The organism is Undibacterium hunanense (assembly GCF_014284335.1).
In the GTDB taxonomy this organism is placed as follows: Bacteria; Pseudomonadota; Gammaproteobacteria; order Burkholderiales; family Burkholderiaceae_D; genus Undibacterium; species Undibacterium hunanense.
Genome location: NZ_JACOGF010000005.1, coordinates 264,441 through 278,965 on the forward strand (window position 1 = coordinate 264,441; position 14,525 = coordinate 278,965).

General features: G+C 52.6%; 9 protein-coding genes. 4 read left to right on the top strand and 5 right to left on the bottom strand.

Annotated elements, in window-relative coordinates; translation table 11 throughout:
* The first annotated feature begins 123 nt into the window (after window positions 1-123).
* The gene (locus tag H8L32_RS12340; protein ID WP_186947527.1) at window positions 124-783 is read left to right on the top strand and encodes an amino acid ABC transporter permease; all 660 of its coding nucleotides are present in this window, start codon (window positions 124-126) and stop codon (window positions 781-783) included.
* A 32-nt stretch (window positions 784-815) separates the two neighbouring features.
* Here the strand turns inward: H8L32_RS12340 and H8L32_RS12345 are convergent, their stop codons facing one another.
* The 3 genes from H8L32_RS12345 to H8L32_RS12355 form a co-directional block, all read right to left on the bottom strand.
* Entirely contained in the window at window positions 816-1,577 is a 762-nt protein-coding gene (locus tag H8L32_RS12345) for a YoaK family protein (RefSeq protein ID WP_186947528.1), read from the bottom strand.
* A gap of 139 nt (window positions 1,578-1,716) precedes the next feature.
* Window positions 1,717-3,225 (bottom strand): tryptophan halogenase family protein, encoded by a 1,509-nt coding sequence (locus H8L32_RS12350; protein ID WP_186947529.1) that lies wholly within the window; start codon window positions 3,223-3,225, stop codon window positions 1,717-1,719.
* A gap of 151 nt (window positions 3,226-3,376) precedes the next feature.
* Window positions 3,377-6,142 carry a TonB-dependent receptor gene (locus H8L32_RS12355; RefSeq protein ID WP_186947530.1) on the bottom strand — a complete coding sequence of 922 codons (2,766 nt, stop codon included), beginning with the start codon at window positions 6,140-6,142 and terminating at the stop codon, window positions 3,377-3,379.
* Between the two features lie 803 nt (window positions 6,143-6,945).
* Between H8L32_RS12355 and H8L32_RS12360 the strand changes: the two genes are divergently transcribed.
* Entirely contained in the window at window positions 6,946-8,496 is a 1,551-nt protein-coding gene (locus tag H8L32_RS12360; RefSeq protein ID WP_186947531.1) for a GH39 family glycosyl hydrolase, read from the top strand.
* A gap of 61 nt (window positions 8,497-8,557) precedes the next feature.
* Here H8L32_RS12360 and H8L32_RS12365 read toward each other — a convergent pair whose 3' ends face one another.
* The gene (locus H8L32_RS12365; protein WP_186947532.1) at window positions 8,558-9,196 is read right to left on the bottom strand and encodes an NAD(P)H-dependent oxidoreductase; all 639 of its coding nucleotides are present in this window, start codon (window positions 9,194-9,196) and stop codon (window positions 8,558-8,560) included.
* A 316-nt stretch (window positions 9,197-9,512) separates the two neighbouring features.
* Here H8L32_RS12365 and H8L32_RS12370 point away from each other — a divergent pair, with 316 nt between their 5' ends.
* Window positions 9,513-12,005 (top strand): glycoside hydrolase family 95 protein, encoded by a 2,493-nt coding sequence (locus H8L32_RS12370; protein WP_222619333.1) that lies wholly within the window; start codon window positions 9,513-9,515, stop codon window positions 12,003-12,005.
* A 50-nt stretch (window positions 12,006-12,055) separates the two neighbouring features.
* Here the strand turns inward: H8L32_RS12370 and H8L32_RS12375 are convergent, their stop codons facing one another.
* Window positions 12,056-13,357 carry an MFS transporter gene (locus tag H8L32_RS12375; protein ID WP_222619334.1) on the bottom strand — a complete coding sequence of 434 codons (1,302 nt, stop codon included), beginning with the start codon at window positions 13,355-13,357 and terminating at the stop codon, window positions 12,056-12,058.
* A 117-nt stretch (window positions 13,358-13,474) separates the two neighbouring features.
* Between H8L32_RS12375 and H8L32_RS12380 the strand changes: the two genes are divergently transcribed.
* Entirely contained in the window at window positions 13,475-14,452 is a 978-nt protein-coding gene (locus H8L32_RS12380; protein ID WP_408058871.1) for a LysR family transcriptional regulator, read from the top strand.
* The last annotated feature ends 73 nt before the right edge of the window (window positions 14,453-14,525 follow it).

Genomic DNA, 14,525 nt, shown 5'->3' on the forward strand with positions numbered 1-14,525 from the left:
ATCCAGGGCGACTTTGCTTTGCGAAGAGCAATAGCCGCCCGATACGCTGTATGATTAAGTGGGTATCGCTCACTTCACATATCCCCGTTCAGCAAGGCGGGGATATTTCTTTTTAAAGCCGCCATGGAACTTTTAGAATTGCTGCAGATGGCCGCCCCGGTCATGATGAAGGGGGTTGCCTATACCTTGTTATTTGCGATTGGTGCCATGGCTGGTGGCCTGATACTGGGATTTGTGCTTGCCGTCGCGCGCATACTGCCGTTTGCCGTGATCAGTACCCCGGCAGCCATCTATGTCAGCCTGATACGTGGCACGCCGCTGCTGGTACAGATTTTTGTCATCTACTATGGCTTGCCCGGCATAGGCATAGAATTTTCTGCTACTGCAGCCGGTATCCTGGCGCTGAGCCTGAATGCGGGCGCTTATCTGTCAGAAAGCATACGCGGAGCCATCCTGGGTGTCAGTCGTGGCCAGTGGCTGGCCAGTTCCAGTCTGGGATTGAACTACGGGCAGGCTCTGCGCTATATCGTGGTGCCGCAAGCCATGCGTATTGCCGTGCCATCCATGAGCAATACCCTGATCAGCCTGATCAAGGATACCTCGCTGGTATCGGTCATCACGGTGACGGAGTTGATGCTGGCGACCAAGGAAGTCATCGCCACCAGTTTTCGCCCCTTACCGCTGTATATTGCGGCAGCCTGCGTCTACTGGGCCCTGAGCCTGTGTTTTGAAGTGGTGCAACGACGCCTGGAAAAACGTCTGCAAAAAGCGCATCAGGTGTGATGGCAACGCTGTTCAGTGTTTTCAGTATTTCTTCAAAGCTTCTTCAATCGCGGTGCCAGTGAAAGCAGGACCAATGCCATCGCGATGGGCAGGGTGGAGATGAAGCCGAAATATTGAAAGCCGAATGCACCCAGTATGCCGCCGCTAAAAAAGGCCGATACCAGCATCAGATGCAGGCGCAGCTTTTGCATGTTGGCACCGACCTGATTTTGCTTGCCGGCCTCACCCTCAGTTTCACCCTCACTCTTGCCCTGATGTCGGTTCCAGTAAATCAGTTTACCCATTTCTATACCGATATCCGTCACCAGCCCGGTCACATGGGTGGTACGGATTTCTGCATTTGATATCTTGGTGATCAGGGCATTTTGTAGACCCATGACATAACATAGCAAGACGGTCGTCAGCGACACGGTAACGACAGCATGTTCTTGCAGGCGGACACCGACCAGGCCAAATAACAATAGCAGCAAGGCTTCCAGCAAGAGCACAGGTGTGTACACATAACGGAACTGGTTGCGTTTGGCATAATTGACGATTAGCGCAGTACAGGCCGCACCCCAGGCAAAAGCGAACAACATGAAAAGGGCGGCAAAGGCAGGCAGGAATTTACCAAGCATGAAATCGTCCGCTGCCGATGACAGCATACCGGTCATGTGTGAGGTGTATTGTCCGACCGCTAAAAAACCACCGGCATTCAGGGCACCAGCCACGCAGGCCAGTGTGACACCCAGATGCCGGTTGGATTGCGGCGTCCGCTTGGGCGAGGTCAGGCTCGACAGGTAATGTAAGGGCATGGCAACCTGGAAAGTTTGCTTTGCTTCCAGTGTAGCCTAAAACCAGCTTTGATAACCACCACATATAGCCAGTCCCGATAAGCTGCACCTGCCCGGGCAGGCACACACCGGTCATGGAGTGCATGACCGGTGATGTGGCTTACCGCATCTTGCTTTGATCCGCCAATACCTGGCGATGGTCCTTGAAGTTAAGTGCACAACGCGGTATGAAATCACCCAGCGGGTTGCTCTTGTCCTGCCCTGAATCAGGTGCTCTTGCATCCACTTCCGGGAACAGACCCATGCCAGCCATCAGCGCATACCATGAACCTATAGGGTAATATTTTTCTATATCCTGCCGACGTATCTCGTCACCCAGATCGCGCCCTTCCAGCCAGGCGGCGAAGATGTGTTTCAGTGAATCTGGGATGCCATTCAGATTGGCTGCATTGGCTTTCCAGTATTCAGTGTCAGTCCGGGTATTGGTTTTGTAATGCGCAATGATGTAGTTGCGATGGCCATCGAAATAATCATTGATTTCCTGGTTATAGACTTGCTGTGCCTGTTCGCTGAGATCACCTTTTTCCAGGAACAGACAAAAAATGGCAGCCGTCATTTGCGTCAGGTAAAGCGCAGTGGCTTCCAGTGGTTCCAGGAAACCCTGTGACAGACCAACGGCAAGACAATTTTTGTTCCAGTGTTTTTCTACGCGGCCCAGTTTCATCTTCAGGTGTCGCGCCTGGGTATCAGATTCCAGCAAGCCCAGCTTGGCACGTAACTCGTGTTCGGCCTGCTCTGCCGTGGTAAATGAAGAGCTGTACACATAGCCATTGCCAAAACGGTTTTGCAGCGGGATGCGCCACGACCAGCCATGCTTCATGGCAGTGGAGATGGTTTGTGTGGGTATTGCGTCACCGATATCCGAGGGCATCGCAATCGCGGCATCATTGAACAGATTGTCGGCATAGCTGACAAAAGGTGTTTTCAGGGTTTTACCTATCAGCAGTGCCGCAAAGCCGGAACAGTCAACGAAGAAATCTGCTTCCATGCTGCTGCCATCTTCCAGTACGACCGCGGCGATATTGCCGCTGGCATCTTGCCGTGCATCGGTGATGTGGGCGCTGACATGGCGCACACCCATTTCCAGTGCTTTCTTGTGCAGGTATTTGCCCAGCAACATGGCATCGAAATGATAGCCATAGGTGGTGAAGAAAGGAAAATGATGTGCTGCGATAGGGGCCAGATGGCCGTCTGCCAACGCTGACGACAGGAAGAATTTGTTTGGCAGCGCACACACATCCGCACCGCGCAGGCGTGCCTTGACGTTGTTGACAAACACCGGCAGGGTCAGGTTATCCACCATGGTGGCAAACTGGTGGAAATAACTTTCATGTCCAGCTTTGGTAGACCAGCCATCAAAGGTGATGCCGGCCTTATAGGTGGCATTACATTCCGGCATCCATTCGCTTTCCTGTATGCCCAGGTTGTCGAAGAACTTTTTCAGTACTGGTGTGGAACCTTCGCCTACACCAATGACACCTACCGTCGGTGATTCGACAACGGTGATCTCTACACCTTTGTCTTTGACCGAGTTGGCAATAATCAGGGCAGCCATCCATCCGGCAGAGCCACCGCCGACGATCATGATTTTTTTGATGGGTTCTTGCATGGTTACGGTCCTGGACTATAAATACAATAGTAAGCCTATCTGACAACTCAGCTTATCAATGAAAAAAAGTGATGGAGCAAAACGCACCATCACTTTAAAAAATCGGGAAGAGGGCCAAAGCTATCCGGGCCCTCCGCCTGATCGGAGCAAATTACATCTTGGCGTGCAAAGTCAGGAAGATTTGACGGCCATTTTTATACAGGGATGCTGGCAAATCTGCTGCGCCTGGTGTTTTGGTGACCGAGCTGACCAGAGGATTGTTCAAGTCCTTGCCATCCAGAGAGATGGAGAAATTGTCGCTGATCTGATAAGCCAGAGTCGCAGACAAAGTACCGATATCGTTCTGGTAGGCAGCGCTGTTACGGCTGGTGCCGTTCAGGAAGCCGGAACGATAGCTGTATGTCAGACGTGCGCTGAACTTGCTGTCTTCATAGAACACACCCAGGTTATATGCGTTTTTGGAAGTGCCGATCAAAGTACAGTCAGGCGCAATCAAATCACCGCACTTGGAACCAGGAGCCTGGCCAGTTTCTTTACCCAGTGTGTAGGTGTAGTTGGCGTTGACACCAAAGCCGGCTGGTAATGCCTGGATGTAAGACAATTCCAGACCTTTGACTTCAGCTTGTGTATTGATCGGTGTGCTCATCGCATACACGGTGTTTTTCTTTTGGATCTGGTTGTAGAACGTGCCTGTGCTTGCGCCATAAGTCACGTAGCCGTCCAGAGCCGAATAGAAAATGTCAGCAGACATCATGGATTTTGGAGCGAAATACCATTCCACGCCCAGATCAACCGTATTGGCACGGATAGGTTTCAGGTTAGGGTTACCACCGTTACCTGTACCTTGTACGTCACGCAGATCCAGACCAGCCATCTGACCCAGTTCAGGACGTGCCATGGTGCGGGAAACACCAAAACGGGCGACGATATCCTTGGTCACATCCAGACGGAAGTTAGCGCTAGGCAGGAAATCGACATAGCTGTTTTTATAGGTTTTCGGTTCAAAATTACCTGAAGGACCGATCTCGTTACGTGTGACTTCTTCGCTGGTGCGGGAAACGCGTACACCAAAATTACCGCTGAAGCCTTCGCCACCAAAATCAGCCATCGCATACGCAGATTGAGTTGGTTCCTTGATGGAGAACTCATTTTGCAGCAAGTGACCGCTGTAGTTAGTGTACTGGGACAGCCAGGCATTCACTGCAGCCTGAGAGAAAGTCCAGTAACCGGCACCATTTGCACCCAGATCATTAAAGATGTTAGGGAAAGCAGTCAGACCAGACATAGGCAGGTTGGCTGCATTCGACAAACCAGGCAATGCATTCACGCCGATGGAACTCAGGTCACGTTTATGATCTGCTACGCGGAAACCAAAACGTACGGTAGGAATACCTGCGAGGTCAGTTTTGTACACGCCATCGACCTGTGCGTAATCTTCCTTGTCGTTGGCAGTAACGTGAGAACCGTAGGTGTACGGTGCGCCAGGTGTGCCTGGTGCGCCATTGTTGAAGCCGCCGATAGAGAACTTGTCAGCACCAGGTGTGACATAAGTAACAGCCTTGTCAGAACCATTGATGGTGTAGCTGCCACCTGTCCATGGCATCCAGATACCCATGGCACCGCTGACAGTATTGCCCAGGCCTTTTGTGGTGCCCAGTTTGCCGCTTAAAGTGAAGCGGTCATTGACACGGACAGAACCGTCGATGTTAAAGAACTGGGACTGGCTTTCAGCAACTGGACGAGAGAAAATTTCCTGCACGGCGCTGGACATGCCGCTGCAAGGTACACAACCAGCCGGGTTACCGACTGTCAACTGGCTGATCACGCCCTGGCTCAGGGTACCGGATAAAGCGCTGGTAGGGTAGCCTGTGGTTGCCCAGGATGGGCCGACGAAACGTCCCAGTGACTGCATGAAGTTGTGGTTGATGTTTGGTGCATCCAGGTGTGACTGGAAGGCAGTCACATCAATGTTGACATCTTTTGATGGCTTGAACTGGAAGTCGATCAGACCACCTTCACGGGTACGCTGTTGTTCAAACCAGGCAGTACCACCAAGGAAGTTTGTGATTGCGCCAGAAGCAGGGGACGTAGCCGTGTTGGCTGTGCCTGCACCTTTGATGGCATTGTCGATAGGTGAACCGACGTCAACTTTTTCCCACCAGATCTGATTTTCCTGACCGGCACGGCTCAGCGTACGTTTTTGGTGGAAACCTTGAACCAGGATACCCATGGTGGAGGCATCATTTTTCCAGGCAATCATACCGCTCAACTGTGGGTCAGACTTGCTGGAATTTTCAGAGTTGACCATGCCAATACTGGCCTGGGCATTGAATTGTTTTTTGAAGTCCAGCGGTTTGCGTGTTTCGATATCCACCACGCCTTCAGCGCCACCTTCCAGCAGGTTGGCCTGGGAACCTTTGTGTACTGTCACACGGCCTATCAGTTCAGATGGAAACAGCGAGAAACTCACACTGCGGCCACCGCCAACGATATTGTCCGCAAACCAGTCACCACTGGATACGGAGTGACCGTTCAGTGTTGTCAGCGTCAGGCCAAACGGTGTACCGCGCAGGGCAACACGGTCATTTTCACCAAAGCTGCCTTCGCCACCGCCAGCGGCTGCAACGCTGACGCCAGGTACGCGTTGCAGGGAATCAGCAACGTTTTTATCCGGCATCTTGCCGATATCTTCAGCAGTAATGACTTCAACGAAAGTGTCGGCATTACGTTTTTGATTCAAGGACTGTTGCAGGGATGCGCGAATACCAGTAACGACCACTTCTTGTGGTTCTGTTGGTTTTGCCGGTTTTTCTGTTTCTTGTGCCTGCGCTTGCATGGCGACACTCATGACCAGAAGTGCAACTGCGGATGCCATCGGCGTTAGATTACTTCTCATCGGACTCAATTTATTTTGCATTTAATTCTCCTTCGGTTAAGACCTGCCGACCACTTCAGGTCATTACAAAAAATTGCTTACTCCCCCAAATACCTTACGCACTTGACGTAGACGACAGTGACTATTTTCGGTACCACCCGCTGCATCATAAAGTTCATTCTGAGTTAACTACCACTCGAAACAATTACACCGGATGTGATGAACTTTAGTGATGCCTAAACAGGTTGTCAATCGGTATCTAAGTGGTATCTATGCGATGTTTAATTGGTTTCTATTCTGTCATCTATATATCATCTATCCATATGATTTTATTGAATAAATTATTTTTTTTAATTTGCCAATTATGGAAGTGGACTGATGTTTTAAACCCACAGCATGAACTTCAGGGGCAAATTTTCTCTTGAAAAAGTGGATTTAAAGTGGAATTGATATTGGTTTTTTTGATGGAATTTCCGTGCGACAATTTTCAGCAATTAATGGCTTTGGCAAGCCTGTCTGAAGGTGTTTTTATGCGAGAGGTTTTGCCTGGAGATGCGTAAGCTGTGATAGATAGCCGGCGGTTCAGATGAGATTGCGGATTTCTTTGAATCTTGAAGAAATGTCTTTGTATCTGCTGCCAATCCGACCCGCGCTACCGTACCCAGCTTCCCTAAATAATGCAGACATGCGGTATGAGGGCAAGTGCTTTATGCGGGTACAGGTACTGACAGTTATCATTCCCCCGGCTGGCGGTTTTCGTAATTGCGCACGCGGGCAGCGCGCAGCACAATACAGGCTCAAATAAAGCTGTTCTTCAGCTATTCTAAAAATACGAGACTACCAACATGTTCAAACCCTTGCTGTTGGCTTTGGCGACGCCGCTGCTGTTTGGCGTGTCGTATGCTGCCGATCTGCGTAGCATCCACATTGATGTCACCTCGCCGACAACACAGCGTGATCACTTCACAGATTTTTCAGTTGGTTCTGACTACCCCGGCACGCTGATGCGCGAAGACAGTCTGGCGCAGTTGCAGACGGTCAAGGCCGAGCTGGGTTTTCGTTACCTGCGCTTTCATGGCATTTTTCATGATGTCCTGAACACCTATACCGAGCATGACGGCAAGCCGGTATATGACTGGACCAAAATCGATTATTTGTATGACCGCTTGCTGCGCATGGGCATCAAACCTTTTGTCGAATTGGGTTTCACACCGCATGCGATGCGGGGTTCTGACAAGACCATTTTTTACTGGAAGGGCAATATCTCGCACCCGGATCCGGTCAAATGGACAGCTCTGGTGGACGCGTTTGTACGCCATCTGCAAGCGCGTTATGGGCGTGAAGAAGTCAGAAGCTGGTATTTTGAAGTATGGAATGAACCCAATCTCGCGATTTTTTGGGAAGGGGCTGATCAGGCTGCCTATTTTGATTTATATGAAAGAAGCGCCCGCGCCATCAAGGCCATAGATCCGCAACTGAAAGTGGGCGGACCCGCCACCGCCGGTGCGGCCTGGGTGCCAGAATTTCTGGCATTTACCCAAAAGACCGGCGCGCCGGTTGACTTCGTCACTACGCATACCTATGGCGTTGATGGTGGTTTCATTGATGAGCATGGCGTCAGTGACACCAAACTATCCACTTCACCCCATGCCGTGACAGGTGATGTGAAAAAGGTGCGGGCACAGATCAAAGCTTCTGCACGACCTGACTTGCCTCTCTTTTTTACCGAATGGAGCAGCAGTTATACGCCGCGTGACCCTGTGCATGATTCTTACATCAGTGCCGCTTACATTTTGAGTAAATTGAAATCCAGCGAAGCTCATGCACAAGGGATGAGCTATTGGACCTATACCGATCTGTTTGAAGAACCGGGTCCGCCGACGGCATCGTTTCAGGGTGGTTTTGGTTTGCTCAATCCTGAAGGCATACGCAAGCCAGCCTACTTCGCCTACAAATACCTGCACCAGTTGGGCGAAGCAGTCATTTCCACCCAGGACCCGCAAAGCTATGTGACCCGTACAGAAGACGGGGCCTTGCAGGTGCTGGCCTGGGATTATCGCCAGCCCGTACAAGACAAGAGCAACCGCGGCTTCTATACCACCGTGCTGCCATCCAAAAACCTTACACCCCTGGAACTGGATGTCAGTGGCCTGCAAGCGGGGGATTACACGGCATATATCTATCGCACTGGTTTCAGATCAAATGACGCCCATACCGCGTATCTGGAAATGGGTTCGCCCGCCAGGCTGAGCACGACGCAGTTAAAGAGATTACAGGATTTGACGACAGACCAGCCTGAGCTTCGCCAGTTGAAGGTGCAGCAATCAGGCAAAGCCAGCATCAAAATTGATATGCGTGAGAATGATGTGGTTCTGGTCAGGCTGCTACCCCGATAACGAAAATGGCCTGCCAGGATAGTCCCTGGCAGGCCATAGTATCGACAGCTAACTGGCAGGTTTAATCTACCAGGGTGACGAATTCAGCACGTGGACGACGCACTTTTTTCAGGCTTTGTAGCCAGTCACCTTCAGTCGCGCGATAGCCCAGTGGCAGGATCACGACCGAACGCAAACCTTTTTCGCGCAGTTTCAGAATTTCGTCGACCTTGGCTGGATCAAAACCTTCCATCGGTGTGCTGTCGACTTCTTCGTAGGCAGCGGCGATCAGTGCTGATCCCAGGCCGATGTAAGCCTGACGGGCAGCGTGCTGATAATTGGTTTCGGCATCACGTTTTGGGTAGCTGGCCAACAACATCTGGCGATAGTTTTCCCAGCCTTCGTTTTTGAAACCACGTTCTTCATTGACCAGGTCGAACATGTAATTGATACGTTCTTCGGTGTAGTTGTCCCATGCGGCAAAAACCAGCAGATGGGAGCAGTCGGTAACCTGTGCCTGGTTCCAGGCGTGTGGTTTGATTTCTTCACGTACTGCAGGATTGGTCACAACGATCACTTCGTAAGGTTGCAGGCCACTGGAGCTGGCTGTCAGACGTACTGCTTCCAGGATACGGTCAACTTTTTCCTGTGGAACAGCCTTGCTTGGTTCCATTTTTTTGGTGGCATAGCGCCATTCGAGTTTGCTTAACAATTCAGACATGGGTTCTTACTTTCTGGGCAATAAGGTTAAAAATTACTTCAGCAATGAAATGAGTTCTGATTATATGTGGGTTTGCCTGAACGCGTTTCAAGTGCTGATTTTTTAAATTGATTGATGAATTTATATCGCGAAATAACAACTGCTTTATGTTGGCCACGTATGGCCACGTATGGTCAGTCATGATTCTGATTACTTCGCCTGCTACGCGGCAAAGAATTGACTTCGTTATTAGCAGTTGCTGTAATGCCATGAGCCATCAACAGTCGTTTCGTTCAGTGTGTATTTGCCATCCCTTATCAACGGAGTGAAGTAAATCATGACCAAAAAGCTCATTGTGAATCAAATGGCAGCGGCCGCAAAATTCAATCGCAGCAGGCGCAATTTGATGCTGGGCATGGCGGGTCTGGTTGGTACTCCCTCATTGGTCATGGCGCAAAACAGTGAATCGGGAAAAAGCACAAACACGCTCTGGTACAGACAACCGGCATCGTGCTGGGAAGAGGCGCTGCCACTCGGCAATGGCCGCCTGGGGGCAATGGTTTTTGGGCGGGTAGGGCAAGAGCGCCTGCAACTGAATGAAGATACCTTGTGGGCAGGTGCACCTTACACGCCGGACAATCCAGATGCGCGGGCAGCATTGCCAGAAGTCCGGCAACTGATCGCCGATGGCAAATATAAAGAAGCAACGGATCTCGCCAGTACCTATATGATGGGTAATCCCCTGAAGCTCATGCCTTATGGCAGCCTGGGTGATGTACTGCTGACGCTTAATAATGGCGCTGTGCAGCCCACACGCTATGAGCGCCAGCTTGATCTGTCGACGGCGATTAACCTTACCTCATTCCAGACAGCCGATGGTGTATTTGAGCGCGAGACATTTGTTTCGGCACAAGATCAGGTTATTGTCATGCATATGACGGCGGAACAAGCCAGGCTGGGTATTGAACTGGCGTATCGCAGCCCGCGCAAGGTGAAATATCCTTCCTCTGATTATCAGGGTGCCGATGGTTTGACAAAACAGACGCCGGTTGACTGGCTGAAGACGGAACTGGCAGGCGAGCTGAGCGCTGGCTCCACCATGGCAGCAGACGGCAAAGACGCCATCCTGATCACAGGCAGCAACGAACCTGGTGCCGGTGGTAAATCCGGCCTGCGCTATGCCCTGCGTATTAAACTGGTGTCTGATGGCAGGCTTGACCTGCTTACTGATACCATGAAAAACAATAGAATGACAGTCAGCGAGGCGCGCACGGTGACGCTGCTGATCGCTGCTGCAACCAGCTATGTCAATTATCACGATGTCAGTGGTGACCCGGTGGCGATAGTCAGGCGGCAGACCGAGCAGGCAGCAACAAAACCTTACGAGCTACTCAAGAGCAATCATATCCGTGATCATCGGGTGTTGTTCAATAACATGTCCATCAACCTGGGCAGCACGACGCAGGCAGCACAAGCAACGGATATTCGCATTGCCGCTGCCGAAACGACGGAAGACCCTGCCTTGTCCGCACTGTATGTGCAGTATGCACGATACCTGATGATTTCTTCATCGCGCCCTGGCACACAGCCAGCAAACCTGCAAGGTATCTGGAATGAAGGCACCAATCCGCCATGGGGCAGCAAATACACCATCAACATCAATACGCAAATGAACTACTGGCCCGCAGACCCCGCTGGCCTGGGTGCCTGCGTTGAGCCATTGCTGCGCCTGGTCGAAGACCTGGCCGTAACAGGTGCCAAAACCGCCAGAACCATGTATAACGCCAGCGGCTGGGTCACACATCATAATACTGACTTGTGGCGTGCGGCCTCGCCAAACGATGGTCCTCGCTGGGGCCTTTGGCCTTGTGGTGGCGCATGGTTATGCAACTCGGTGTGGGATCATTATGATTACAGCCGTGATGCTGACGTACTGACGCGGCTGTTCCCGGTCATGCTCGGTGCATCCGCGTTTTTTCTCGATACCTTGATTGAAGACCCCAAAGGCCGTGGCCTGGTGACATCCCCTTCACTGTCACCAGAAAACTCGCATCCATTCGGGACATCAGTGTGCGCTGCCCCTGCCATGGATCGCCAGATCGTGCGGGATTTATTTAAAAACACGCTGGAAGCAGCCCGTCTGCTGAAACAGCAACCAGCCCTGATAGAGCGCATCGCCAGGGCTTTGCCGCAGATCGCAAGCGACCGTATTGGCCACGCCGGGCAATTGCAGGAATGGCTGGACGATTGGGATACGCAGGCACCCGATCAGCGTCACCGTCATGTATCCCATCTGTATGCCGTGTATCCCAGCAACCAGATCAATCTGCGCGATACACCAGACTTGTTGCAAGCTGCAAAAAACAGCCTGCGTCAGCGCGGCGACCTGGCAACCGGCTGGGGTACCGCGTGGCGCATCTGCCTGTGGGCGCGCATGGGGGAGGGCGATCATGCGCACAGCATACTTAAAACACTCACTGGCCCAAAGCGCACTTACCCCAATATGTTTGATGCCCATCCACCATTCCAGATTGATGGCAATTTTGGTGGTTCTGCCGGTGTGCTGGAAATGCTGCTGCAGTCATGGGGAGGGGAAGTGTTTTTGCTGCCCGCCTTGCCTGCTGCCTGGCCATCAGGTGAAGTCACTGGCTTGCGCGCTCGCGGTGGCATGAGTGTGGATATGCAATGGCGCGCCGGTAAGCTGGTGTCAGCGACATTACAAGGGCTACCAGGCACATCTGCGCGCGTCAGTTATCGTGGTGTCAGAATGGATGTCAGTCTGGATGCAAAAGGTATTCATCGTCTGAAAATACCTGTCGCGACTACATAAAAAAACAGCTCTGCAAGAAAATTGCAGAGCTGAAATTCGTTCCTGATCAATCAGGCTTTGCCAGCGGGCACCTTCCAGAACCGCACCGCCAATGCTGCCAGGGCTGTTGCAGTTGCCAGACCAGTCACGCCTGTCCAGCCCCATTGTGCCAGCAGGGCACTGCCCAGCGTGGCGCCAGATGCCATGCCGATGAACATGCCGACAAACAGTACCGCATTCAGACGGCTGCGTGCACCCGGGTCTATGCTGTAGACGATGGTTTGATGAGCGATCAGCGTTGCCTGTACACCCAGATCAAAACCGACCGTACCTATGCCCAGCAACCACAGTTGCGCAGTGGGTGACAGAAAAGGACTGAAGTTCATCGCCGCAAAGGACACAGCAGTCAGGCCCGCACCAAGTTTGGTGACCAGGCCCGGCCCATGTTTGTCGGCCAGGTGACCGGCCACTGGGGCGGCCAGTGCACCTACAGCCCCAGCCAGACCAAAGGCACCCGCTACTGCACTACCCAGATGAAACGGTTCTGCATGCAGCATCACTGCCAGGGTGGACCAGAAAGCACCGAAACCCATCGCCAGCAAACCCTGTGCCAATGAGGCACGACGCAGCATGCCGTGACGGCGTAACAGATCCAGCAGCGAACCCAGCAAGGCGCGATAGCTTAAGGTGGTGGTCGGTGCAAAATGCGGCAAGCCACGCCAGATGGCAACGCCTATCAGCGAGACCCCGGCAGCAGCCAGCACAAACATCGTGCGCCAGCCAAAATGCTCTGCCACAAAACCGCTGATAACACGCGACAGCAAGATACCCATCAACAGCCCGGTCATGACCGTGCCCACCACCTTGCCGCGCCTTGATTCATGCGCCAGCGTGGCAGCGGCGGGCACAATATCCTGCGCCATGGTCGCCGTCAGCCCGATAGCAAGGCTGGCAATTAGCAGTACGCTTAATGACTGCGCAAACGCTGCCGCAATCAGCGACACCACCAGCAAGCCAGCCTTGACAAGGATGATGTTACGACGATCATGCTTGTCACCCAGCGGTGCCAGCAGCAAGATACCCAGCGCATAGCCCAACTGCGTCAGGGTTGGCACAAAACCGATATCCAGGTCGCTGACACCAATGTCTGTGGCAAGTACGCCCAGCATGGGCTGGCTGTAATACAGCGATGCCACCGACAGGCTGGCGCCACTGGCCAGCAACAGCACCATCGATGATGAAGGTTGCTGGTGCGCCACGCTGACGCCAACTGCTGCATGAGAGGCAGGTGCCGTTGCTGGTGTCTGTAGGGCCAGAGCAGGACCAGGCTGGCCTGATGTACTCTGGTTATGCGAATTATGAATGGAAGACATGATTTGTTCCTTGTTTTTTGCTGATGACTACAAAGGCTGCTTGAATGAACCCAGTGTATTGCGCCGCAAAATAAAACGGTAGTAGCATGGCTTGCAGATTTGTTATACATTTGACGTATGACCAAAGCCCGCGCTTCCCGCCTCGACAATACTGCCAATGTCGCCACAGCAGCCCTCATGACGGGGGCAGGTGACCGCATAGAACTGATGCAGACCTTTGTCCGCATCGTTGAAGCCGGCAACCTTTCTGCCGCTGCCGTCCAGCTGGGCACGACCCAGCCGACCGTCAGCCGCCGCCTGCAATCGCTGGAACAGTTTCTGGGTGTGCGCCTGTTACATCGCTCTACCCACAGCATGCGTCTTACCGTGGATGGCGAGCGCTGCTACGAACATGCCAGAAACCTGCTGGTCAGCTGGGCTACGCTGGAATCGGATATACGCGGCACCAACGAAGAGCCGGAAGGCGTACTGCGCGTAGTGGCACCACACGCCTTCGGGCAAGAACGCCTGATCAAGCCGCTGGCCGATTACCTTAAACGTTATCCGCGCGTGTCGGTTGAATGGCTGTTGCATGACGACATCTCATTGCAAGATTTCATCGCCGCCGGCATAGACTGCGCCATCCAGGTCGGTGAAATCGCCGATTCTTCGCTGGTAGCCATCAAGCTGGCCGAAGTGCCACGTATTGTCGTCGCTGCGCCATCCGTACTGGCAGGCAGACCCATGCCGCAACATGCGATGGATCTGGCAGGCTTGCCATGGTTATCGCTACGCACGTTTTACCGCAACGAAGTCTTTCTGCATCATGTACAAACAGGCGAAATCCAGCGCCTGTCTTTCACCCCGCGTCTCAGCACCGACAATCTCTACGCCCTGCGTACCGCAACACTGGAAGGCCTGGGAGTAGGAATAGGTTCCACCTGGATACTGGTCGACGACCTGGCCACAGGCCGCCTCGTACAACTAGCTCCGCAATGGCAGGCCTCACCTTTGCCCGTGAACCTGGTCTACCCCTATGCACGCTTCTACCCGGTGCGATTGCGGCGGTTTATTGAAATGATACGAGCGGCTGTGCCGACTACGTTGCATGGGTGAGTTGTTGAGTGGTTTAAATTGCATTTATTTTTGTTACAATCAGCGGCTTTTCTTATTTCTCGCTTTTTATTTT

Excerpts from the sequence above, each read along its gene's own strand:
- H8L32_RS12340 (WP_186947527.1), top strand. The coding sequence starts at position 124 with ATGGAACTTTTAGAATTGCTGCAGATGGCCGCCCCGGTCATGATGAAG.
- H8L32_RS12345 (WP_186947528.1), bottom strand. The coding sequence starts at position 1,577 with ATGCCCTTACATTACCTGTCGAGCCTGACCTCGCCCAAGCGGACGCCG.
- H8L32_RS12350 (WP_186947529.1), bottom strand. The coding sequence starts at position 3,225 with ATGCAAGAACCCATCAAAAAAATCATGATCGTCGGCGGTGGCTCTGCC.
- H8L32_RS12355 (WP_186947530.1), bottom strand. The coding sequence starts at position 6,142 with ATGCAAAATAAATTGAGTCCGATGAGAAGTAATCTAACGCCGATGGCA.
- H8L32_RS12360 (WP_186947531.1), top strand. The coding sequence starts at position 6,946 with ATGTTCAAACCCTTGCTGTTGGCTTTGGCGACGCCGCTGCTGTTTGGC.
- H8L32_RS12365 (WP_186947532.1), bottom strand. The coding sequence starts at position 9,196 with ATGTCTGAATTGTTAAGCAAACTCGAATGGCGCTATGCCACCAAAAAA.
- H8L32_RS12370 (WP_222619333.1), top strand. The coding sequence starts at position 9,513 with ATGACCAAAAAGCTCATTGTGAATCAAATGGCAGCGGCCGCAAAATTC.
- H8L32_RS12375 (WP_222619334.1), bottom strand. The coding sequence starts at position 13,357 with ATGTCTTCCATTCATAATTCGCATAACCAGAGTACATCAGGCCAGCCT.
- H8L32_RS12380 (WP_408058871.1), top strand. The coding sequence starts at position 13,475 with ATGACCAAAGCCCGCGCTTCCCGCCTCGACAATACTGCCAATGTCGCC.